We start from the raw sequence: 23155 nt of genomic DNA, 5'->3' as shown, positions 1-23155 counted from the left end.
TCCAGTAAGCGGGGGCTTGTGCCTGCTCATCAGTCAGAAACTGGCCGGTGACCGTAGAAACAATGGGTTTTTGTGGCCTGTTAATTTAACCTGGCTAACAACCTCACTAAAATCTTTCAGGATAGGGTCCATCATCGAAGAGTGAAAAGCATGGCTGGTCTTTAATCTTTTATGTAAAATCAGTTTCTCATCAAGTTGTAACTGAAAAGCATTGATATCTTCATCTTCCCCGGCTACCACACATAATTTAGGGCTGTTTATTGCAGCCATGGATAAGGTTTCCGGAAGTATTTTTTCAATTTCCAGAGCAGAAGCGCGAACACTTAACATGCTTCCCGATGGTAATCCGCTAACCATTGCACCGCGGGAAGCAATCAGTTTTAGCCCATCTTCAAGTGTGAAAATGCCAGCTAAATGTGCTGCAACATATTCTCCTATACTATGCCCGCAAAGGATTGAAGGCTGTATTCCCCAGCTCATCCACAAAGTTGCAAGCGCATAGGAAGTGACAAATAAAGCTGGTTGCGTATATTTTGTATGATTCAAATTTGTGCCGGCCTGCGAGTCATCAGGCCCGGCATAAATAATCGTCCTGATATCCTTATCCAGATAAGCATTTAAAATCACAGCACATTCATCTACAGCACTTTGATATACTGGTTCATTTGCATATAATTCTGCGCCCATTTTAATATATTGAGCACCCTGTCCGGGGAAAAGAAATACAGTTTCACCGGGCAGTCTTTTAAGTTTTGCTGAAGGGACTATCGAATCAGTAAGGGCAAGTAACAGCTCATCTTTTGTCCCGGCGACAATAAAATTGCGATGTAAAAAATCGGCTCTTGTTGTTTGCAGTGTATATGCAATGTCAGCCAGGTTAAGATCGGGCTGTGCGTGTAATTGTGTTTTTAAAGCTAATCCATAAGCATGTAAACTCTCTTCGGATTTGGCAGACCAGCTAAACAGGTTTTTTAGCCTGCCGTTATCCTGGTTAACAGCTTCTAAATGGTCATATTCTTCGACAATAACATGGACATTTGTACCACCCACACCAAAAGAACTTACCCCGGCTCTTACCTTTTTGTTTCCCATGGCGTTAACCGGTCATTCACATAAAATGGTGATCCGGCAAAAGATATATTCGGATTGGGTTTTTCGAAATTGATAGAAGGAGGGATTTCTTTATAATATAAAGCAAGAGTAGTTTTAATCAGACCGGCAACACCGGCAGCAGCAGTCATATGTCCCATATTGCTTTTGATAGAGCCAATCGCACAAAACTGTTGCTCAGACTGTTCGCCAAAAGCCTGTTTTAAGCCTTCAATCTCAATAGGATCGCCTAAAGGAGTTGCCGTTCCATGTGTCTCTACATAAGAAATAGTGGAAGGATTTACCGCTGCATCCTCAATAGCCATTGCAATTGCAGCAGCCTGTCCGTCGGTACTGGGCGCAGTAAAACTTCCTTTTTCACCTCCGTCATTATTTACTCCGAAGCCTTTGATCAGTGCGTAAATTGTATCTCCATCCTGTAATGCAGCTGACAATGTTTTTAAAAGTACAACTCCTGCTCCATCACTGAATACAGTTCCTGTTGCATTTTCATCAAAAGACCGGCAATGGCCATCTTTACTTAGCATCGCACCTTCCTGGTAAATATGTCCGCTGTAAATAGGAGAAGAAATACTTGCGCCACCAGCAATAGCTACATCACATTGATTTTTCCGTAAACTTTCCACTGCCTGCGAAACAGCGAGTAATGAAGTAGAACAAGCTGAAAAAACACTAACTGCCGGACCTTTTAAATCCAATTCATAAGCCGTTCTTGAAGAAATATAGTCCTTCTCATTGACTGTCATCACCTGGAAACTTCCAACCTGGTTAATCAAATCTGTATTCCCTGCAACATTATGAGGAAAATAACTATTATTCCCGGAGCCGGCAAATACACCAATAATCCCGTCATAAACAGCTGGCAGATGTCCCGATTTTTCCAATACATCTCTGCTGATTTCCAAAAATACACGCTGCTGCGGGTCCATTAATTCAGCAAGCTTAGGATTAATACCAAAAAATGCAATGCAGGATCAAATAAATCAGCATCTTTAATAATACCCCTCGCTTTTACGTATTGTGGATCATTTTTTAATTCATCAGCAATAGAATAATCCAGCTCCTGATCTTTAAAGAAGGTAGTCGTTTCTCTGCCATTACGCAGTACTTCCCATAACTCTTCAATTGTATCAGCACCGGGGAATTTACCAGCCATACCAATAATTGCGACTGGTTGTCCGGGATCTGATGAATGTTCCCTTTTTCGTGGTTTTTTAGGCGCGGCCGATGCCGGGTTGATATAATTAACAATCTGGTTGATTTGAGGAAATTGATAAAGTTTAGTAATTGGTAGTTCTATATGATATTCAGCTCTTAATAAAGAAACTGTTTTTAATGCCAAAAGAGAGTTTCCTCCTAATTCAAAGAAATTGTCATTCACGCCCACAGTATCCAGTTCCAGTACCTGAATCCAGATTGCAGCAATTCTTTTTTCCAGGCTGGTTTTCGCCGGACTGTAAATAGCAGATATTTCGGGTCTTTTACGCTCAGGTATGGGTAACGCTTTTTTATCGACTTTTCCACTTGTCGTTTTGGGGAAATCCTCCATCCAGATGAATGAAGAAGGGATCATGTAGTCTGGTAAATGTGCTTCAAGCTGATTTCTGATCAGCGTGGTATTCATATTTTTCTGATCGCTGGCAAGATAAGCCAGTAATCTGTGCTGACCACTCAGGTCAGGTTTAGCAATAACTATGGCCTGTTTAATCCCCTCAATATGATTCAGCTGTACTTCGATTTCACCAAGTTCAATTCGATATCCCCTGATTTTTACCTGATCATCCTTTCTTCCCAAAAATTCTATAGTGCCATCCTGCTCGTAACGGGCCAGGTCACCTGTCAGGTAAACCCTGGTCTGAGCACCATTTAGTGAGATTTGTACAAATTTTTCTGCTGTTAATTCGGGCCTGTTCAGGTAACCTTCGGCTAAACTGATGCCGGAAATCCCTAATTCGCCAGTTTCACCGGGAGGGAAGCAGATTTTTATCCTGATCTAGAATGTAGATGACAGTATTCGAAATTGCTGTACCGATATTTGGTAATGCTGGCCAGTTTTTAGGCTCGCCCTGCAATTTAAGTTCGGTAACCACATGGCACTCAGTAGGGCCATACTGGTTGAAAAGGACACAATTGTCCAGTCCTTCGAAAAATTCTTTTACCTGCGGAGTAATTTTTAATTGTTCACCTGCAGTCATTACCTCTTTTAAACTTTGAGGGAACTGCTTGTTGCCAGTTGCAGCTTCCGCTAAAAACTGGAGCGCTACAAAAGGCAGAAAAATACGTTCTATATGAGTTTCATTGATGAAATGAAGCAGGTTTACAGGATCCAGCCTTAAATCATCATTGATCAATACTAAAGTAGCACCAGTAGTGAGTGTACTGAATATCTCTTGAAAAGAGACATCAAAGGTAATCGGTGCAAATTGCAATGTTTTACTTCCCGGGCCTGCCGCAGAGTTTTTCTGCTGCTGCCATAAAATAAGGTTGACTAATGCAGCCTGTGTCATATATACCCCTTTTGGGGTACCAGTAGAGCCAGATGTATATAACACGTAAGCATTCGGGTTTTGCCCGATGTTGGCGGTCTGATGTTCTGGAGGCGAAATCCCGGCTAAACTGCCCGGGTTATTCATCATGATATTCAATCCTGCCAGACTGAAAAAATCCTGATCAGTATCCGGACAAATACAGGTTTTAATAGCAGAATCTGCAATTAGCTGTACTAATCTTTGCTGAGGATAAGCAGGGTCTAAAGGAAGATAAGCTTTGCCGGACTTGAGTATAGCCAGCAGAGCGATAATCATATCAGCAGACCTGGTTGTACTCAGGCCAATAAGATCTTCATTTGGTGCTAATTCAGTGATTTTTTGACATAATCCGTTAACCCTTTGCAAAAGTATTTCGTAAGTGATCTGCTCTTTTCCAGAAGAAAGAGCAATCAGCTGTGGAAAGTTTCTGGCAGCAGTTTCAAAAAGAGTGTAAACCAAAGGAACTGATTCAGTGCCAATAAAATCCTGTTTAGTAATATTATGCATTAACTTCTAATTTTTTTAACTGATCATAAATATCTTTCCTGATGAACAAATGTTTCATGGCAATAGTAGAATGCCCCAAAACGTAGCCAGCTTTCCTTAATTTATCCCGGCTTTTCCTGATTTTGAAAAGAAATGTTTTGTCTTTAGAATGATTACCATCCTTTTAATAAATTGAGTTGCCACGATTAGCTAAGATTGAGTGCACGTTAAATTTATCTCTTGATTAATGTTATTTTAATTTAAAAAAAAAAAAATGACAATTCTATTAATTGCGAAGCTAATATTTATAAGGTTGTTATGTACATGATTTTATGAATTAGGGAATTGGATTAATTACTGTTATTTATATATAAATTTAAGAATTCGTTTATTTCTGCTATTCTAAGAATAATTAGCAAAGATCGTTCCTCTTCTCCCTATAAGAAATGACTTTACTGGTAACGGTTGGGTTCCTAAGTTTAAAACATGTTGTCATTATTTTGTTACCATATAATATAATGATCCAGCTAAGCTGGAAATGGCTCCTTTTTATTTATTGGGGTATTATTTTCCCCAGTTAAATTCAATACTTTTGGAATTCAAAATGTGTTTTGCTGATATGGATAAAGATGAAATTGTAATTAGTGAAATTTTAATTGCCGCCAAATCTTTATTTGGGAAATTCGGATTAAAAAAAACAACCATAGAGGATATCTCTGCTGCCGCTGGAAAAAAGGAAAAGTACACTGTATTATTATTTTCCCGGAAAAAATGAAATCTTTGCTGCGGTTGTCAAAGATGAGATGAAAGCAGTGATTAAGAACTTACGGGAAACTGTAAACGGGTTGCTTTCTTCAGAAGACAAACTGAAAGCTTTTTTAAACTTCCAGAGTACTGCAATCCTCGAGTTCAGAAGTCTTTATAAAGTAATTTTTGAAGACATGATTGAGTCCAGAAGGATGTTGTTGCCTCTTAGATTAAAATACGAACAAATGCAGCTTGGAATGCTGAGTGAAATACTTCTCGGAGGTACGCAAAGCGGCGAGTTCAGAGAGCTCTCGGCAGAGAGTATTCATAAAATGTCTTTCGTTCTGATTGTCGCTTTTCGGGGGTTGCATTTCCCGCTATCCATTAACCCTTCCGAAATACAATCCCATGAATATTTTGATGAGCTGATAGATATGCTCATTGAAGGTATTGGGAATTAAGAATTTAAACCGCCATATTTATATGATGAATTACCTGGAAATATTAGATCAGGTCAGAGCGCATGTCTCGAACTTGTTTCATACTAAAAAAGACGAGAGATTAATCTACCACAACTTATTGCATACCGAACAGGTAGTTAAAGCTACTGTCAAAATAGCTAATCATTATCAACTGTCGGATCATGATTTCTTTATTGTAAACGTGGCTGCATGGTTCCATGATATAGGTTACCTGACCAGTTGCGAAAAACACGAAGAGCGTGGAGCTGCACTGGCAAAAGAATTTCTGGAATCCAAAGGAGCAGAGCCTGAGTTAACCAGCCAGGTCATGAACTGTATTCTGGCTACACAAATGCCTCAGCGCCCTGTTGGCCTGTTAGAGGAAATTGTATGTGATGCCGATCTCTTTCATCTGGGCAGTGAGGATTTTAAAGAAAGAAATAAACTGATCCGTAAAGAAGCAATTGCTTTTATAGGAAGAGATATTGATAAGCATGAATGGCGTTTGAAAACAATCATGCTTTTTGAAGCACATCATTATCATACCGATTACTGCATTGACTTACTGGCTCGAAAAAAAGAAATGAACCTGAACGAATTGAAAGAGAAGCTCATCAAAGATGAACATGAAAAAACAAGGGAAGAGAAAACCGGTGATTCAGTTCAGGTCAATGCTGAACGTAAAACTGAAATAGCTACTACAGCATATAAGGTTCAAAAAGAAAAGAAAGAAGATAAAAAGGAAGAAAAAAAAGAAAAAAGTGACCGTCCTGATAAGGGGATAGAGACTATGTTCAGGATCTCTTCAGGTAACCATCAGCGTTTAAGTGATATGGCCGATAATAAGGCACATATTATGATTTCTACAAATTCTATCATTCTGTCTGTTACACTGAGTGTTTTGCTGCGTAAGCTGGAAGATAACCCTCATTTGATTATCCCTACTTTAATCCTGCTGGTCATCTGCGTGGTTACCATGGTGTTTTCTATTCTGGCAACCAGACCCACAGTACCTCCGGGGACTTTTACACCCGAAGATATTCAGGAAAAAAAGGTGAACTTATTATTCTTTGGTAATTTTTACCGGATGGCTCTGCCAGATTACGTTGACGGGATGCAGAAAATGATGGAAGACAGAGATTTTCTGTATGGCAGTCTGATCCGGGATTTATATTCTCAGGGTGTAGTTCTGGGGCGTAAATACCGTTTGTTAAGAATTGCCTATAATGTATTTATGTTTGGTATTATTGCTTCTGTTCTTGCATTTGTTATTGCCAGTGCGGTAGTAGCCTTATAAAAATACCATGGAAGAATACTCTTTTTTTAATCGTGACCTGAGCTGGCTGAGTTTTAATGAACGCGTGTTGATGGAAGCAGAAAATGAGCATGTTCCATTACTGGAACGGATCAGGTTTTTGTCTATTTACTCTTCCAATCTGGATGAATTTTATCGTGTAAGAATGCCAGTATTAATGGCAATTGATAATTTTGACGATAATACGGGATTAAATAATAGCTATTATAAAGCGCAGTTTTTGATCAATCAGCAGCAGCAGCGTTTCGGGCATTTACTGGCCAACCAGCTTTTACCTGCATTGAAAGCCGAGCATATACATTGGTTATATAATGAAGCTATTCCTGAGCAGATTGCAGACCAGGTGGCCCGGATTTTCTTTAATGAAGTTCTGGCTTATATCAGGTTATTTTCAGTAGCAAAGGATGAAGACGGTTTTTTTGCTGAAAACAATAAATTATATAGGCAGTTTATTTTATCTGATGCCACGGGAATAGAGCGTTTAGAATTGATTACGATCCCATCTGACGACTTGCCCCGGTTATACGCAGTGAATAAAAACGATCAAAAGTATGTAGTTTTCCTGGACGATATCATCAGAAATAACCTTCATTATCTTTTCCCAGCTGAAAAGATAACAGGTGTATTTAATATCAAAATCACCAGGAATGCAGAGCTGAACATCAAAGATGAAATTGATGATCTGGACGAAGATATCACGATTGCACTGGAAAAGGAATTAAAGAAGCGTGACCTAGGTATTGCTACACGGTTTTTATGTCAGCCGGGTATACCCCTCAGATATCTTTACAAGATTATTTATGCACTTAATTTAGAAAATTCTTCTGTTGTGCAGGGTGGATATTACCACAACATGAAAGATTTGAGTAGTTTTCCACTTCAGGAACCGGGATTAAATTACCCTAAATGGCCTGCACTGCCAAGCCTGCTGCTAAAAAAAAGAAGACACTTTATTTGAACAGATTCAGAAAAAGGACCTGATGATTCATGTCCCTTATCAAAACTATGATCCGATATTAAGGTTTTTCAATGAAGCCGCAAATGATAGTTTTGTAGAAGAAATTTATGTAACCCTTTACCGGGTTGCTGATAATTCCAGAATTGTAAATGCCTTAATGACTGCTGCCAAAAATGGTAAAAAGGTTTCGGTGATGGTAGAACTGAAAGCAAGATTTGATGAGGCCAATAATATTAAATGGGCTTCCAGGATGAAAGCTTCGGGAGTGAAAATTATCTATAGTAATAAAGAGCTAAAGGTACATGCAAAGGTGGCGCTGGTTAAAAGAAAGATCAGAGACCAGGTTCAATATCTCGGTTTACTGGCAACAGGAAACCTGAATGAGTCAACAGCAAGATTTTATACAGATCATATTCTGCTGACTGCCAACCAGGTTATGCTGGCGGAACTGGAACAGCTTTTTGGCTTCTTAAGAAAGAAAAGAAAAAACCTCTGCTGGAAGATGCTATTAATTTTGAGCATCTGCTGGTTGCTCAGTTCAATCTTCAACAGCGTTTTATTGATTTGATTGATAGGGAAATAACCAATGTAAAGAAGGGCTTGCCCGCTGGTATTGTTATCAAAATGAACAACCTGGAAGAGCGGGTACTGATCTCTAAACTCTATGAAGCTTCCAATGCCGGAGTTAAAATTCAGCTGATTGTACGTAGTGTATGCTGTTTGATTCCGGGGATTGAAGGACAAAGTGAAAATATTACAGTGAAACGGATTGTAGACCGTTATCTTGAACATGGCAGGATCTTTTTATTCCATAATAATGGTTCAAAAGATGTTTTTATGGGGTCTGCAGACTGGATGAACAGAAATATTTATGGAAGAATAGAAGTCTGTTTTCCAATCTATGATCAGGAATTAAAAATAAGACTGATAGAAATCTTAAATTTACAGTTAAAGGATACTGTCCAGGCGGTTGAATTAAATGAAGAATTACAAAATAATTATTGTGCCGGAGAGGTTCATATACGTTCGCAGGAAGCCATTTATGGTTTTCTAAAACAAACCACCGCTCATACCATCGAATAAAATAATGCATTATGAACCCGACATGACTAAAATAATTATTAAACCCGCAGGGAAATAATTATTTTAGTCATCAAAGGCTCCATCTGACAGAAAAATAAATAAATAAATAGATGAAAGCACTCTTAAAAAGGCTGAATTACCTTTTTCCAATTCTGATACTGATTGGATTTTATGCCTGTAAACCAGCCAGACAATCTTATACAAGTCCTAAAGGATACGATTTGAACAAGCCTGAGAAATTTACAATGCCTGAAAGTCTGCATGAGATTTCTGGTATTGCCTTTTACAAAGGAAAGAGTGATACTATTTATTCTATACAGGATGAAGAAGGGCGTCTTTTTCAGACAAGCATGGGGGAATAAGAAACAACAGCATGCTACCTTCGGGAAAAAAGGCGATTATGAAGATCTGGCGATTTTAAATGAAACGGTTATTATCCTTAGAAGTGACGGTACGCTTTACACGTTTCCCTTTACTGAAGCGATCAAAGCAAAAGTAGGTAACATTAAGGAATGGAACGATATACTGCCAGACGGAGAGTATGAGAGTATTTACGCAGATCAGCAAACAAACCAGGTTTACATTCTTTGCAAAAACTGTAAAGAAGATAAAAAGGAAAAAACAATGTCGGGTTCTATTTTTACTTATAATCCAGCTAAAAAAGAGTTAATTGCTTCAGGCCATTTTTCAATGGATATGACTTCGCTGATTGATAAAGGACAAATTCTGAAAACGGGATTAAAAGCCTCAGCACTAACAAAAGACCCACACTCCGGAGACTGGTATATTCTTTCATCGGTCAATAAATTATTGGTTGTAGCAACTCCGGACTGGAAGGTGAAAAGTGTACACCGGTTAAATTCCTCTACCTTTATACAACCCGAAGGTTTAGCTTTTGATAACGAAATGAATTTGTATATTTCTAATGAAGGTGATGAACTCAGCTCAGGAAATATCCTTAAATTTAAGTACAAACCTTAGACCTTTAAGGAAATTAAGAATTTAACGCTTCTAATTGAAAAACAAAAAATGCAGGCAATAACTATTGACTTTAACAAGTACGTATGCGGGAATGAAGAGAATGGGATGAAAGCTGATATCCGGCTTTCGTTAAAACCATTTATTACATTTCTTACTGAAAAGATCAAGGTAGAAAAAACAGCCAAAATAAATTTCTATAACTATCTGCTGGAGCAGTTTTCTGTTTTTCCAGAATTGATGGACCCTATTCCTGCTGCAAATGTCAATAAATACAATCACCTGTTTGAACTGATATATACCGCGTTATCACCTATTATTAATGATGAACGGGAGCAACTCTGGGCATTGAGCAAACCGGTATGTCCCTGCTTTTATTATGGGACAAATGCTTTCTATAAAGTTTTACTTGATGATAAAAAAAAAGAGAGTTTAAATGAAGACTTAGCATTACCTTCTCAAAAGGAATTGCAGAATACTATGCTAACTACACTGTACAACCTGGTTTTGCAGAAGTTTTACAATTTTAGTTTAGCAACAGATAACCATGTTATCAAGTCTATTGTTGACCATAAAACGCAGTTAATTAGATATTACAGATTAAATATAGATACGAGGTTTGTAGAAGTTACCAGTAATACACCTTTACCGGAGCTTACCCTTCAAAATGTGAAAGAGTATATGCAGGATGAAAGCAGCAGTCTGGAAACCCTGACAACTTTACTCCCTTCTGAAATGTTCCGTGTTGAAGGGATTACTATTGTAAGTTTAGTAGATATTACAGCAGAATACGCGCTGGAGTCTATTAAAAATGCAATCATTTCTCATAATCAATGCCAGGTAGGCTGGAGTACTTCAACAATTTCTACGGCTTTAAAATCTTTGGTTGGAAGTGACCTGATCGATTTTGGGCTGCTGCTGCCTTATTTGAAACTGAATAATAAGACATTGCCCTATTTTCATGAAGGTTTTCAAAGCGTCATCATTCAGCAGGCAAAACTAAATGGGGTAGAGGAAGCAGAGTATACAGCGTTAGTTAAAACATTTGTCGCAAATCCACGCAGGCTCATCTTTCCTGAGGTTAATATTGAAGAATACTCAACCTATCCTATGCTTAAGCTGGTGGCAGATGCTGGCATTAAATCTTATGCTATTTTCCCATTGTACTATAATGCGAAACTAATAGGCTGTTTAGAACTTTATACCAAAGACAGCGGTGCTTTCAATGGAAACACTTTGTCCAGAATTGAGAGTGCATTTCCTTTATTAGCCCAGCTTTATCAGAATGTTATTATTGATTTTAACAATGAGATTACTGCTATTGTAACTGATAAGTTTACGGCTTTGCAATCCTCTGTAGAATGGCGTTTCAATCAGGCAGCCTACAATTATATGGCTTCTGGTGGCTGGGAAAAAAATCTAGCCATTGACCAATTTTTTTTTTAAAGATGTTCATCCTTTTTATGGGGCGATAGATATCAGGAATTCCAGTATTGAACGGAACCTGATGATCCGCAAAGACCTTTTCGCTCATTTTGAGATCTTAGAGATAACACTCGGAAATCTTAAAACTATTATACCGGAAGTTTTGGAGGATGATTTTCCAAGACAGGAATCCGCATGGGACCATAAAGGGTTTGATGAAATCTCCGACAGGGAGATTATGAAAACTGATGATTATCTGCAACATCAGCTTCCTCCTTATCTGAATGTGCTTAAAGAAGTTTACCCTGAGGCCGAAAAGATCATCGATGAATATTTTGAACTGACAAAGCCCGGAGGAAAAATCTTTGAAAACAGGGATAACTACGAAAAAAGCATGCAGGCTATTAATCGTGCAGTGAATAAACACCTTGATCAGTTCAATGCAGAATTGCAGCAGAAATATCCTTGTTATTTTGAGAAATTCAGAACGGACGGAGTAGAGTTTGATATCTACCTGGGACATTCCATCGCACCTGATATAGATTTCAGAGATGATTTGCTGGCCGATTTCAGGTTGAGGCAGCTGAAAGCAATTGCTGAGATAACCAGGATAACGGCTAACCTGAAGCCATCACTGGCTATACCTATGGAGACTACTCAATTGATTTTTGTGTATGAGAAAATCATTGACATAAGTTTCAGGATTGATGAACAAAGATTTGATGTCGAAGGAAGTTACAATATCCGGTATCAGATGGTGAAGAAAAGAATTGATAAGGCACATGTCAAAGACAGTACTGAACGCCTTACACAACCGGGTAAAATTGCGATTGTTTACTTCAATAGTTCGGAGGCTGATGAATATATCGAGTATATCCATAAATTGCAGGAACAGCATTTATTGACAGACCAGGTAGAATACCTGGATGTAGAAGAATTACAAGGTGTTGAAGGACTTAAAGCATTGCGGGTAGAAGTCGCGATAAAAACAGATTAAATTAAATTAATGCACATCATTCCCGAAAAATATAAAATAGAAGCAAGGCCGGCAGTATTATTAATTGCCTTGTTTTTTAGCTTTCCACTATCTACAAATGCACAACAGCATCGCACAAGAGATTCTATTACAGTAGCAATTTCCCCTGCTTATGATTCTGTTTCCAAAACACACCGTTTCTTTTTGGGTGAAAACTACCGTAAGCTATGGGCTACCCCCGTACGCATGCGGATTGTTGATCTTCAGAAAGAACACGGCGGAATGAAAATAGTACAATTGGGCGGAGGGATGCAAACCCGCTCTTTGCGCCTGGAAGATGCTTCGGGACGTGAATGGGCACTAAGAACGATTCAGAAATATCCGGAAAGAGGTTTGCCCAGGAACCTCAGGGCAACCATTGCTAAAGATATTGTACAGGATCAGATTTCAACCGGACATCCATTCTCTGCATTGATTGTTCCGCCTTTGGCCGATGCACTGGATATTCCTCATGCTAATCCTGAGATTGTTTATATAGGTGATGATCCTGCGCTGGGTGAGTATAGAAAAGATTTCGCCAACGCAGCTTACCTGCTGGAAGAACGGATGCCGACAGGTTATGAAAAGAGTGATAATACGCTGAAAGCCCAGCGAAAAGTTGAAGAAGACAATGACACCCATATTGAGCAGAAATTAGTCTTAAGAGCCAGGCTCCTGGATTTTGTTGTTGGTGACTGGGACAGACATGAAGATAACTGGAGATGGTTGAAAATAGAAGATAAAGACAAAGGTGAAAAGGAATATATCCCTGTTCCCCGTGACAGAGACAAGGTTTTTTATAAAACCTCTGGTGTATTCCCATGGGTGCTTTCTCATCAATGGCTAAAAGCTAATTTACAGCCTTTTGAATCAGAAATCAGGGCCGTTGATCAATGGAATTTTAACCAGCGTTATTTTGACAGATATTTTCTGAGTGGATTGAGTGAAAAAGACTGGCAGGAAGAAATCAAATATGTACAGGAAAAACTGACTTCAGCGATATTGAGGAAATCAATGTTATTAATGCCAGCAAACATTTTTGCTGAAGGTGGAGAGGAAACGCTCAAAATAATGATAGCCAGAAAAGACAATCTGGAAAAAAGTGCCATGGCTTATTATCGCTTTCTTGCCATTACGGTTGAAATACCTGCTTCTGATAAAAGAGAGTATTTTGAAGTCAAACACAAGAAAAAAACGGAAATATAGAACTCACAGTCAATAACATTAAAAAGAGTGGCGGAACAGGCCGGAAATTATATCACCGTACTTTTGATCATCAGCTAACCCGCGAAATCAGATTGTATGGAATGGGAGGAGACGATATCTTCGAAGTTTCGGGAGAGACAAAGTCCCCGATCACAGTACGTATGATTGGGGGGGATGGTAAAGACCGTTTTGAGATTAATGAAGAGCTTAGTCATAAATCCAATACTTATATTTACGACCGTTCAGATCAGGAGAATGAAATGCCATCTTCAAACCTGGCAAAGCTTCGTTTATCTACACAGATACAACAGTTAATCAATACAACAAAAAGAGCTTTGTATTTGATCAGTTCGGCCCGTTATTCCACCTGAATTACAACATTGATCAGGGTATACAGGCAGGTGTAGGGCTGATTCTGGAGAAACAAGGTTTTAGAAAAACGCCTTATGCATCTCACCAGGAATTCTGGGTTGACTATTCAACAGGCAGAAAATCCTTTATTTTAAACTACGCCGGTGACTTTAAGAAAGCTATTGGAAATACAGATTTCAAGATCAATGCGAACCTGTTAGGCCCAAATAACCTGAGTAACTTTTTTGGTCTGGGTAATGAAACTGCCTTTATCAAAGAGGAGCCAAAGGATATGTCCTATTACAGAAACCGCTACGATTATCTGACTGCAGATTTTCAGCTGTATAAAAAAATTGACAAATGGACAATTGGTGGAGGGTTAACTACTGAATATTATACCAGCAGCCGTAAAGGAAATGAACATAGGTTTCTAAACGATTTCAACCAGACCAATCCTGAAGAATCAGTGTTTAATGATCGTCTTTATGCAGGGATGATTACCGAAGTCAAATACGATTCAAGGGATAACACTTCTATCCCTAAAAAAGGAATGTACTGGAATACCAGGATTACCGCTAACCAGCAGCTTAACACAGATCATGAACGCTATGGAAAAATACAATCGGAATTCCGCTATTATCTGAATCCCGGACATTCTGGTTTTGTGATTGCGAATCGTTTAGGCGGAGGTACAACGCTTGGAAATCCTGAATTTTTCCAGCAAATGCAATTGGGTGGAGTCCATAACCTGCGTGGTTTCCATACTAACCGTTTTACAGGCAAATCAATGCTTTACTACAACCTTGATCTGCGTGTTAAACTATTTGACTTTACCTCTTATATTGTACCCGGATCATTAGGATTGCTGGGCTTTAATGATGTTGGCCGTGTATGGATGCCTGGCCAATCCTCAAACCAGTGGCATCACGGTTACGGGGGTGGGTTACATTGTTCCTGCAGACTTAATTCTCATACAGGCAGCAGTTGGCTTTTCAAAAGAAAGCACAATGCCATATATCTCTGTAGGGTTTAATTTCTAATCTACAGGGTATTTAACCTGAGGCTTAATAAGGCAGCCGGCGGTAAATTATACCAGCCGGCTGCCCTGAACACAGAACAAACAATAAACACAGGAACCGGATTACAGCTGATCTTTTGTTCTGATCTCTTTATAAACTACTTTCGCAGAACCTTTCGAGCTATTAAAAGTAGTATGAATGACTTCGGGATAACCATCCCCATTATATACATAGCTAAAACGCTGTTCATCTCCGGGGCTTAAAATATTAGTACAGTCTTTAATATTATTAGTCGCGGACAGGAAAAGGCTATGATCTTTCTCAATTGTCAGCAGCCATGCATAATTAACATACTTAAACAGACCATTCTTAAGATCATAGCTATAAGTGAAATCGGCCGTGCCACCTTTTTCACTAATCAGAGATTGTTAACTGCATCATATTTTTTCTCCTGCTGATCAACCTGCCTGTCATTCAGATCAACATAATCAACCCCAATCACCTGATCAAGGGAGTTATACCTCAAATCATACCGTCCCACTAAAACATAACGATCTGCCTTCATCACAGCCATTTCACCACTAATCACCCGCTCTTTTTCATCCAGTCTATAATCAGTAGCAGAAACCAGTTTGTCATCCTTAAACCTTTGCAGCCCCATAGGTTTACCTGTTTTAGTATAATTTATTACTATACTTCTTCCATCCCCGAACTCAACTTTCGAAAGTGCCAGCCCATCCGTATAACTAATCACCATTTTGGATTTTCCTGTTCCTATCTGCACCGGAACCAGTAACTTAGTGCCAACTTCAACAACCGGAGGAATAATCTTCCCGGGATTTTCGATACTTCCTTCTCCCTTTTTACATCCGGTAAAACCAAGCGCAGCAATGCTCAATCCTAAAAACCAATTCTTATATAAATTCTCATAACATCATTAATTTTATATTTAATTAAAAACTAAAACTAATCCCATTATTGGAAATAATGTTTAAATAATTAAAGAAATATTATTACAGTAACAAAACGAGCCTTAAAGGGTAATTCCTGGGATATTCCCACTTGTGCTCTAAAAAAAATAATACATTTTAATGCAAACCAATTGTGTTTATTTGGGTTATAACTCATATTTTAATAGCAAATTGCAAATGCCCCCTTTACCCTGATACGCAAAATAATTTATGGAAATAATTCATCTTAGTGCAGAGTGTTATCCGATAGCTAAAGTTGGCGGATTAGGAGACGTCGTAGGTGCATTACCAAAATACCAAACCAAGCTTGGCCACTTTTCAAAAGTAGTTATGCCCGCCTACAATAATTCATTCATGCTTCAAAACGAATTTGAAGTTGTCTATGACGCATGGGGTAATCTTGGTACCCGTCATTTTCCTGTCCGTATATTCAGAGAAAAAACTAATAAACTAGGTTTTGACCTGTATGTATCTCGTATACATAGCTGGTTTAACAGACCGTGATAAAGTATATGGATATGAAGATGATACCGAGCGTTTTCTTGCCTATCAGATTGCCACATTAGACTGGATCACCCAATGGGAACATCGCCCTGATGTGATTCATTGTCATGATCATCATACTGGGCTGGTTCCATTTATGACTGGCAATTGTGAAAAATATAAAAGTCTTAGAAATATTCCTACGGTACTTACTATTCATAATGCCCAGTACCAGGGGCAGTTTGGATGGGATAAATTACATTATCTGCCGGCCTTTGATTTGTGGAGATCAGGTTTACTGGAATGGAAAAAAGATATTAACCCTTTAGCTTCTGCAATTAAATGCGCGTGGAAAGTAACTACGGTTTCTCCAAGTTATCTGGAAGAAATCAGTTACAATGCCAACGGACTGGAAAGCCTGTTTGCCAGCGAAAGAGGAAAGTCATCGGGAATTTTAAATGGAATAGATAATGAGGTATGGGACCCGCAAAAAGATCCTATGCTGGAGAAAACTTACAATATAAGGACAGTGGAAAATGGTAAGAAAGCAAACAAAACTGCCCTGTGTGATGTTTTTTTTACTTAGATCCAACTAAACCATTGTTCACTTTTATCGGCAGGTTAGTAGGAGAGAAGGGTGCGGATTTATTACCTGAAATTTTCCATAATGCACTAGCGCACAGCTACGGGAATATTAATATTCTTGTACTGGGGTCGGGTGATCCTGAAGTTGAAGGAAAGCTGATTGAACTAAAGCAATGGTTCGATGGAAATTATAATGCTTATATCGGTTACAATGAAAAACTCTCCCACCAGATTTATGCAGGAGCGGACTTTTTATTGATGCCTTCAAGGGTAGAACCTTGTGGGTTAAACCAGATGTACGCTTTACGTTATGGTACAATTCCAATTGTAAGAAGGATTGGCGGACTAAAAGATACCGTGATAGATATAGGAGATGGGGGATTTGGTATTTGTCATGATCAAACCAGTGTGATTGATGTCGGACATGCAATAGGAAGAGCTTATGAGCTTTACCAGAATAAGAAACAAGTGAAAGAAATCCTTAAGTATACCATGCAGCTGGACCATTCCTGGGATAAGGCTGCGCAAGAATATATAGATCTGTACCAAATGTAATTTATCCATATGACTGAAAAAGTACTAGGAGTTATCCTTGGCGGTGGCCAGGGCTCCAGATTATCACCGCTTACGCAGACCCGTTCCAAGCCAGCAGTTCCAATTGCCGGAAAATATCGTTTGGTAGACATTCCTATCTCTAATTGTCTGAATTCTGGTATTCACCGCATGTTTGTACTTACACAGTTTAATTCGGCATCATTAAATAAGCATATTAAGAATACTTATCATTTTAGTCATTTCAGTGATGCTTTTGTAGATATTCTGGCGGCTGAGCAAACGCCTGATAATCCTACATGGTTCCAGGGAACGGCTGATGCTGTTCGTCAGACCATGCATCATTTATTACAGCACGATTTTGAATATGTCTTGATTTTATCGGGCGATCAGCTGTATCAGATGGATTTTAATGAGATGTTAAATGCACATGAGGAAAGTGGCGCAGAAGTGACTCTGGCTACGATTCCAAGTACGGCTAAGGATGCAACTGGTTTTGGTATATTGAAAGCAAATGAAGAAAATATAATTACTTCTTTTATTGAGAAACCAAGTGCTGATCAGCTTGGAGACTGGGCTTCTGATACGGGACCGGAAATGCAGGCTGAAGGTAGAAATTACCTGGCTTCGATGGGGATCTATATTTTTAATAGAGATTTACTGGTGAGGATCTTTGCTGAGAATCCTGATGAAAAGGATTTTGGTAAAGAGATTATTCCAAGGGTGTTACAGACGCAAAGGGTGCTTAGCTTCCAGTATGAGGGGTATTGGACAGATATCGGTAATATCTGTTCGTTTTTTGAAGCGAATTTAGGACTGACGGACGATATTCCTAAGTTTATTTGTTTGATAGTAATCAGAGCATTTTTACAAGACCAAGGATGCTGCCACCGACCAAGATACTCAGTACTTCGCTGGTGAAAGCGGTTATTGCGGAGGGATGTATTTTAAATGCAGATCTGATCAAGCATTCTGTTATTGGAATCAGATCAAGGATTGGTAATGGTACTTCTGTTGAGAATACGTATATCATGGGGAGCGACAGGTACCAGACACTTGCTGAAATTGAAGAGGAAAATGCTGCGGGAAGACCGCTGATAGGGATTGGTGACAGATGCAAGATTTTTAATGCAATAGTTGATAAGAATTGCAGGATCGGGAACGATGTGGTCATTAATGGCGGGGTGCATTTGGAAGATGGGGATTTTGAGGATTATGCGGTCAAGGATGGTATTGTGGTTGTGAAGAAAGATGCGGTAATCGTTAATGGGACAGTGATCGGGTAAGTTTCTTCTAGTCAATAAAAAAAAACGCAGTGTTTTACGGACCGCGTTCATCATCTGAAGGGATGAACAATGTCCGAAAACATCTGCGTCTTTTTTTTATTTCTAGGGTTTTCTCCCCCCCCCCCCTCATGCTGGCCGGTTAACGTGACTATGCAATCTTAGTTTACAACTGGGTTGGGGGTTGGTTAGGAGGTGACTTTGCAGGGTTTATATGGATAATTGTTGGATAGCTATTTGATTAACTTTTGGATTGCTATTTGGATAATTGTTGGATAGCTATTTGATTGACTTTTGGATAGCTATTTGATTAACTTTTGAATTGCTATTTGGTTAACTTTTGGATTGCTATTTGGTTAACTTTTGGATTGCTATTTGGTTAACTTTTGAATTGCTATTTGGATAATTGTTGGATAGCTATTTGATTGACTTTTGGATAGCTATTTGATTGACTTTTGGATAGCTATTTGATTAACTTTTGAATAGCTATTTGATTAACTTTTGGATAGCTATTTGATTAACTTTTGGATTGCTATTTGATTAACTTTTGGATAGCTATTGGATAGCTATATTGACTTTTGGATAGCTATTTGATTAACTTTTGGATTGCTATTTGGATAATTGTTGGATAGCTATTTGATTGACTTTTGCTAGATGATGATTTTTGTGTTGTTTTGGGTGGGATGGCCAGTGCAGATGAGGACTCTGCCGTTTGCTATTTCGTCGTCGGTTAAGACCTCGTTATAATCCATTCTGACGCCGCCTTCGGTGCAAGATGCAACACAGGAACTGCATATGCCGGCTCCGCAACTGTATGGGACATTGATGTTATGGGATAGGGCCACCTCAAGGATTCTTTTGTACCAGGGTACTTCTAATTGATAGACGTTTTTATTGAATTCAAGGATGACGGTGTAGGTGTTCTTGTCTTTAATGACTTTTTCGGTCATGTCATCGTCGTCTGCTTCGTCTTCGGGAATGAAATAGGTTTCTTTTTTTATTTGATCAAGCCGGAATCCTAAGCCTAACAGGGAGATTCGGCACATGACCATGTAATCGATCGATTGGGCCACAGGTATAGCATAGGGCATCGGATTGATCGTACTGGATGTTGGCGTTGTAGAGATCGTGGAAGGCGAAGCTGTTCAGGCGGGCAAATTGCAGGTTCTTTGAATCACTGAACAGGTAGATTAGCTTGAAACGGTCGGGGTATTTTTTCTGCCACTGGTTTAGCTCTTCGTAGAAGAGGGTGGTTGCAGATGAGCGGTTACTGTAAATCAGAACTATTTTTGAGTTTTCTTCCTGGAGAAGGGCTGTTTTTAAGATGGAATAAACGGGGGTAACGCCTACGCCGGCTGCAAAGAGGAAAACGGTACGTTTGATGGCTTTTACAGGGGTGTAGGTGAAGATTCCTGCCGGGGGTAAAACGGTTAGGATATCGCCGATTGATGTTTTATGGTGCAGGTATTTTGAGATTTCTCCGTTTTCTACGAGTTTTACGGCTATACTCAGGGGTTCGTCTATTGCAGGTGAACTGCAAATGGAATAGGAACGCCTGATTTCTTTGCCGTTTACCTGGAAAAGGACAGTCAGGAATTGCCCGGATTCATAGTTGGGCAGGATTTTATCTACGGGCTCAAATTGAATGAAGACGTTGTTTCCGGGACGCGGTGAAATTTCAGTAATACGTAATTGCAGGGTAGTCATAGGTTGCAAATCTATTAATTTATTTTTTAGGGCTTAGTCATAGTTGAAGACGAGAGAGAAGATAGTTTTTTTGATAGGGTACAGAGCTGACTTCGAGGTTGCCGTAGTGCATTTTCATGATGTTACGGGTAATGGTCAGACCTATTCCGGAACCGTTCTTACGGGTGGTGAAGAAGGGAACAAAAATCTTTTCCGCGAGCTCTGATTCAATGCCTTTACCGTTGTCGGTCACGTCAATGAAAAGCCTGTTTTGTTCTAAACGATAATCGATTTCTATTTGTGGCTGATCTATACCCTCCAGAGCATGGATACTGTTGGTCACGAGGTTGATCAGGGCCTGCTCTACTAGTTTCAGGTCGACACTGATCGTGATTTTTGAAGAGGTCTGTCCTATGGATAGTTTAACATTTTTTGCTGAGGCAAATGGCTGCATTAATATCTGAATATGCTGCAGGATCTCGCCAATGCTATGGGACTCGAGCTCAGGGGTTGGTAATTCGGCAATCAGACGGTAATCTTTTACAAAGTCGAGCAGACCAAGGGAGCGTCTTTTTATCGCCTGAATGGCGGGCTTGAGATCCTCCAGCTCTTCTTTGTTGAGGGAGTCTCTGTTGGATACCATACTGTTTACGGTATCGGAAAGGGAACTGATAGGGGTAATGGAATTTAGGATCTCATGGGAAATTACTCCAATAAGCCTGTTCCAGGCTTCTATTTCTTTTTGCTCAATCTCATCCTTGATGTTCTGAAAGGAAATGATCCGGTAATTGGTGTTGTAAAGGTTTATTGGGATGACCTCGGTGGATAATTGAATGAGCTTTTCCTGAATTTTAAGTTCAAGGAATCGCTTACCGCCTTTTTGTATGCTTTCAATCTGTGCGGTGAAAACCGGTAAATGTTCTTTCAAACGGTGCCAGTATTTATAGGCTGGCACTTTTAAGAGGTTGGCTGCGGCTTCATTAAAAAAGGAGATTTCTTCTTGTTCGGAGTCGTTGTTGTCTTTGAGAACTATTACGCCTACGGGAACTTGTTGTAAGATAGTTTTGATCAGCTGAAACATAGCGTCCTGCTCCAGCTGGATGTCTTTGTGGGTTTTGATAATGTCATCAAATGATTCATATAAATCGGGAAAGCTGCCTTTGGTACTTTTATTCCTGAAATTTAAGGTATGATCCCGGGTCTTAACCGCAAGAATGAAACGTTTAATGTCAGCTCTGATCTGGTTTATATAATTGTATAGTGAAAAGATACTAATGAGCAGGATACACGAAGTACCGGCTATGGTAAACCATAGCTGAGTTTTTAGGATCAGGTAACCGAGTAATACCGAGAGGGTATTGATTAATAGTATCTTAATTAAGAGCCTGAAAGTGAAACGTTGATAAAACATAGTTTTCTATAGTCCAAATTTTTCTATCCTGCGGTATAAGGCTGCACGGGTCAGGCCAAGTTCGGCGGCTGCCCGTGAAATGTTACCTTTGTGGCTTTCTATAGCCTTTTGTACCATCATTTTTTCCATTTCTTCGAGATCAAGGGTGGCAGGAAGGGGCGCTGCTCCTCCAAATCTTTGCGGACTTAATTGTAAATCATGCTCGGTAATCTCACTACCGTCTGCCATGATAATTGCTCTTTCAATTACATGCTGCAATTCACGAACATTACCGGGCCAGTGATAAGACAGTAAGGTGTTCCCCGCTTTTTCTGTAATATGATTGATGCTTTTATGATACTTAGTACTAAAAGTATGCAAAAAATGATTGGCAAGTTGCAGGATGTCTTCTGCACGCTGGTTTAATGGGGGAAGCTCTAATTCTACGGTGTTAATCCGGAAAAGTAAATCCTGACGGAAAGTACCTTTTGCTACCATTTCATTCAAAGGCATATTGGTAGCGGTAATCAGCCTTACGTTTACTTTACGGTCTTTGCTTTCTCCCAGACGGGTGACTGTCCGGTTTTGTAATACGGTTAGTAATTTACCTTGTAAAGGCAAAGAGAGGTTCCCGATCTCATCCAGAAAGATGGTGCCATTGTCAGCGAGCTCAAATCGTCCGGGTCTATCATCACGGGCATCTGTGAATGCTCCTTTTGCATAGCCGAAAAGCTCGCTTTCAAAGAGGTTCTCATTCAAAGAACCAAGATCGACATGCATAAAAATATGGTTTTTTCTTAAGGAGTGTTTATGCAGCTCGTAGGCAAATACTTGCTTTCCTGTACCATTTTCTCCTAGAATTAACACGTTGGCATCTGTAGGGGCAACTTTGATCAGGGTATTCTGCAAATGTTTGATAGGACCGGATGTACCAATGATGTTCTCAAATTTCCTGGCCTGATCAGTTTGTATGGAGGCGCTTATTTTTTTTAGCTTTTTTTTTTTGGTTGATTTTTTTGGTTGATTGTCTTAGTTTAGAGGCAGCTGAAAGGGTAGCATAGAGTTTTTCGTTCTCCCAGGGCTTCAAAATAAAATCTGTGGCTCCTTTTTTTATGGCCTGCACTGCCAGTTCTACATTTCCATAGGCAGTCATCAGAATGACTACATAGTCTTTATCAATGGATAAAATATGCTCTAACCAATAGAGTCCCTCACGACCATTACTTGCACCCTTCTGATAATTCATATCCAGCAGGATAATATCTATCTCGTTATGGCTCAGTAATACATTAATCTCTTTAGGCGACTTACAGGTGACAACCTGGTTGAAATGCTGTTTTAAAAAGAGTTTTGCACTTAAAAGGATGTCATCATCGTCGTCTATTACTAAAACGTTTGCTTCTGTCATTTTATAAAGATTTTAAACGGCTTCTGTCATTACCAATGGATAATTTAAATAGCTGATGAACAAAAATAATGGAATTGTCCGTTGCTGTACAACGGGTGTCCGGATAATGAACGGT

Annotated in this window: 25 protein-coding genes and 2 pseudogenes; 17 read left to right on the top strand and 10 right to left on the bottom strand. The window is 39.3% G+C overall.

Features of this window, described 5'->3' with window-relative positions:
- Positions 1-33: 33 nt before the first annotated feature.
- The 4 genes from ACWYN3_RS19250 to ACWYN3_RS19235 form a co-directional block, all read right to left on the bottom strand.
- On the bottom strand, positions 34-1092 hold the full coding sequence (locus ACWYN3_RS19250; RefSeq protein WP_456222564.1) for an acyltransferase domain-containing protein: 1059 nt from the start codon (positions 1090-1092) through the stop codon (positions 34-36).
- Complete coding sequence (locus ACWYN3_RS19245; RefSeq protein ID WP_456222563.1) at positions 1074-2039, bottom strand: beta-ketoacyl synthase N-terminal-like domain-containing protein; 966 nt, start codon at positions 2037-2039, stop codon at positions 1074-1076. The genes ACWYN3_RS19250 and ACWYN3_RS19245 overlap by 19 nt, the downstream gene beginning before the upstream one ends.
- A complete protein-coding gene (locus ACWYN3_RS19240) occupies positions 2039-2905 on the bottom strand; it encodes a phosphopantetheine-binding protein (RefSeq protein ID WP_456222562.1) in 867 nt (288 codons plus the stop codon). Before ACWYN3_RS19240 ends, ACWYN3_RS19245 begins: the two co-directional genes overlap by 1 nt.
- Positions 2906-3071: 166 nt before the next feature.
- On the bottom strand, positions 3072-4145 hold the full coding sequence (locus tag ACWYN3_RS19235) for an AMP-binding protein (protein WP_456222561.1): 1074 nt from the start codon (positions 4143-4145) through the stop codon (positions 3072-3074).
- A gap of 598 nt (positions 4146-4743) precedes the next feature.
- Between ACWYN3_RS19235 and ACWYN3_RS19230 the strand changes: the two genes are divergently transcribed.
- From ACWYN3_RS19230 to ACWYN3_RS19170, 13 genes are all read left to right on the top strand, one after another.
- Positions 4744-4899, top strand: a complete 156-nt coding sequence (locus ACWYN3_RS19230; protein ID WP_456222560.1) for a hypothetical protein — start codon at positions 4744-4746, stop codon at positions 4897-4899.
- A gap of 28 nt (positions 4900-4927) precedes the next feature.
- Positions 4928-5332: a hypothetical protein gene (locus tag ACWYN3_RS19225; protein ID WP_456222559.1), complete on the top strand. Its 405-nt coding sequence runs from the start codon at positions 4928-4930 to the stop codon at positions 5330-5332.
- 22 nt (positions 5333-5354) lie between these two features.
- Positions 5355-6629 (top strand): Pycsar system effector family protein, encoded by a 1275-nt coding sequence (locus tag ACWYN3_RS19220; protein ID WP_456222558.1) that lies wholly within the window; start codon positions 5355-5357, stop codon positions 6627-6629.
- A gap of 7 nt (positions 6630-6636) precedes the next feature.
- Positions 6637-7605: a hypothetical protein gene (locus tag ACWYN3_RS19215; protein ID WP_456222557.1), complete on the top strand. Its 969-nt coding sequence runs from the start codon at positions 6637-6639 to the stop codon at positions 7603-7605.
- A gap of 22 nt (positions 7606-7627) precedes the next feature.
- Entirely contained in the window at positions 7628-8173 is a 546-nt protein-coding gene (locus ACWYN3_RS19210) for a phospholipase D-like domain-containing protein (RefSeq protein ID WP_456222556.1), read from the top strand.
- Positions 8170-8688 (top strand): hypothetical protein, encoded by a 519-nt coding sequence (locus ACWYN3_RS19205; protein WP_456222555.1) that lies wholly within the window; start codon positions 8170-8172, stop codon positions 8686-8688. Before ACWYN3_RS19210 ends, ACWYN3_RS19205 begins: the two co-directional genes overlap by 4 nt.
- 110 nt (positions 8689-8798) lie before the next feature.
- Complete coding sequence (locus ACWYN3_RS19200) at positions 8799-9050, top strand: hypothetical protein (RefSeq protein WP_456222554.1); 252 nt, start codon at positions 8799-8801, stop codon at positions 9048-9050.
- Positions 9010-9669, top strand: coding sequence for an SdiA-regulated domain-containing protein (locus ACWYN3_RS19195; RefSeq protein ID WP_456222553.1), 660 nt, complete (start codon positions 9010-9012; stop codon positions 9667-9669). Before ACWYN3_RS19200 ends, ACWYN3_RS19195 begins: the two co-directional genes overlap by 41 nt.
- A 48-nt stretch (positions 9670-9717) precedes the next feature.
- On the top strand, positions 9718-11112 hold the full coding sequence (locus tag ACWYN3_RS19190; protein WP_456222552.1) for a hypothetical protein: 1395 nt from the start codon (positions 9718-9720) through the stop codon (positions 11110-11112).
- Entirely contained in the window at positions 11093-12088 is a 996-nt protein-coding gene (locus tag ACWYN3_RS19185) for a hypothetical protein (RefSeq protein WP_456222551.1), read from the top strand. The genes ACWYN3_RS19190 and ACWYN3_RS19185 overlap by 20 nt, the downstream gene beginning before the upstream one ends.
- 9 nt (positions 12089-12097) lie before the next feature.
- A complete protein-coding gene (locus ACWYN3_RS19180; protein ID WP_456222550.1) occupies positions 12098-13312 on the top strand; it encodes a hypothetical protein in 1215 nt (404 codons plus the stop codon).
- A gap of 92 nt (positions 13313-13404) precedes the next feature.
- Entirely contained in the window at positions 13405-13683 is a 279-nt protein-coding gene (locus ACWYN3_RS19175; RefSeq protein WP_456222549.1) for a hypothetical protein, read from the top strand.
- 272 nt (positions 13684-13955) lie between these two features.
- Positions 13956-14696 carry a BamA/TamA family outer membrane protein gene (locus ACWYN3_RS19170; protein WP_456222548.1) on the top strand — a complete coding sequence of 247 codons (741 nt, stop codon included), beginning with the start codon at positions 13956-13958 and terminating at the stop codon, positions 14694-14696.
- Positions 14697-15100: 404 nt separating this feature from the next.
- On the opposite strand, the gene ACWYN3_RS19165 is transcribed toward ACWYN3_RS19170, so the two are convergent.
- Positions 15101-15580, bottom strand: coding sequence for a hypothetical protein (locus ACWYN3_RS19165; RefSeq protein ID WP_456222547.1), 480 nt, complete (start codon positions 15578-15580; stop codon positions 15101-15103).
- A gap of 283 nt (positions 15581-15863) precedes the next feature.
- Here ACWYN3_RS19165 and ACWYN3_RS19160 point away from each other — a divergent pair, with 283 nt between their 5' ends.
- From ACWYN3_RS19160 to ACWYN3_RS19145, 4 genes and pseudogenes are all read left to right on the top strand, one after another.
- Complete coding sequence (locus ACWYN3_RS19160) at positions 15864-16157, top strand: glycogen/starch synthase (RefSeq protein ID WP_456222546.1); 294 nt, start codon at positions 15864-15866, stop codon at positions 16155-16157.
- Complete coding sequence (locus ACWYN3_RS19155) at positions 16120-16722, top strand: glycogen synthase (protein WP_456222545.1); 603 nt, start codon at positions 16120-16122, stop codon at positions 16720-16722. The genes ACWYN3_RS19160 and ACWYN3_RS19155 overlap by 38 nt, the downstream gene beginning before the upstream one ends.
- An 11-nt stretch (positions 16723-16733) precedes the next feature.
- Positions 16734-17276, top strand: a pseudogene (locus ACWYN3_RS19150) (glycogen synthase); the annotation flags it as partial.
- A gap of 9 nt (positions 17277-17285) precedes the next feature.
- A pseudogene (locus ACWYN3_RS19145) lies at positions 17286-18559 on the top strand (glucose-1-phosphate adenylyltransferase).
- Positions 18560-19206: 647 nt separating this feature from the next.
- Here ACWYN3_RS19145 and ACWYN3_RS19140 read toward each other — a convergent pair.
- The 5 genes from ACWYN3_RS19140 to ACWYN3_RS19120 are packed head-to-tail and all read right to left on the bottom strand — an operon-like array spanning position 19207 to position 23040.
- Positions 19207-19506 carry a 2Fe-2S iron-sulfur cluster-binding protein gene (locus tag ACWYN3_RS19140; protein WP_456222544.1) on the bottom strand — a complete coding sequence of 100 codons (300 nt, stop codon included), beginning with the start codon at positions 19504-19506 and terminating at the stop codon, positions 19207-19209.
- A gap of 55 nt (positions 19507-19561) precedes the next feature.
- A complete protein-coding gene (locus tag ACWYN3_RS19135) occupies positions 19562-20263 on the bottom strand; it encodes an FAD-binding oxidoreductase (RefSeq protein WP_456222543.1) in 702 nt (233 codons plus the stop codon).
- A gap of 37 nt (positions 20264-20300) precedes the next feature.
- On the bottom strand, positions 20301-21653 hold the full coding sequence (locus ACWYN3_RS19130; RefSeq protein ID WP_456222542.1) for a sensor histidine kinase: 1353 nt from the start codon (positions 21651-21653) through the stop codon (positions 20301-20303).
- Between the two features lie 6 nt (positions 21654-21659).
- Positions 21660-22541, bottom strand: a complete 882-nt coding sequence (locus ACWYN3_RS19125; RefSeq protein WP_456222541.1) for a sigma-54 interaction domain-containing protein — start codon at positions 22539-22541, stop codon at positions 21660-21662.
- A gap of 52 nt (positions 22542-22593) precedes the next feature.
- Entirely contained in the window at positions 22594-23040 is a 447-nt protein-coding gene (locus tag ACWYN3_RS19120; RefSeq protein WP_456222540.1) for a response regulator, read from the bottom strand.
- Positions 23041-23155: the final 115 nt, after the last annotated feature.

The sequence above is a fragment of the Pedobacter sp. NJ-S-72 genome, assembly GCF_053890575.1.
The sequence above is the reverse complement of the archived record's forward strand: the minus strand, read 5'-3'. Positions and strand labels throughout refer to the sequence as shown.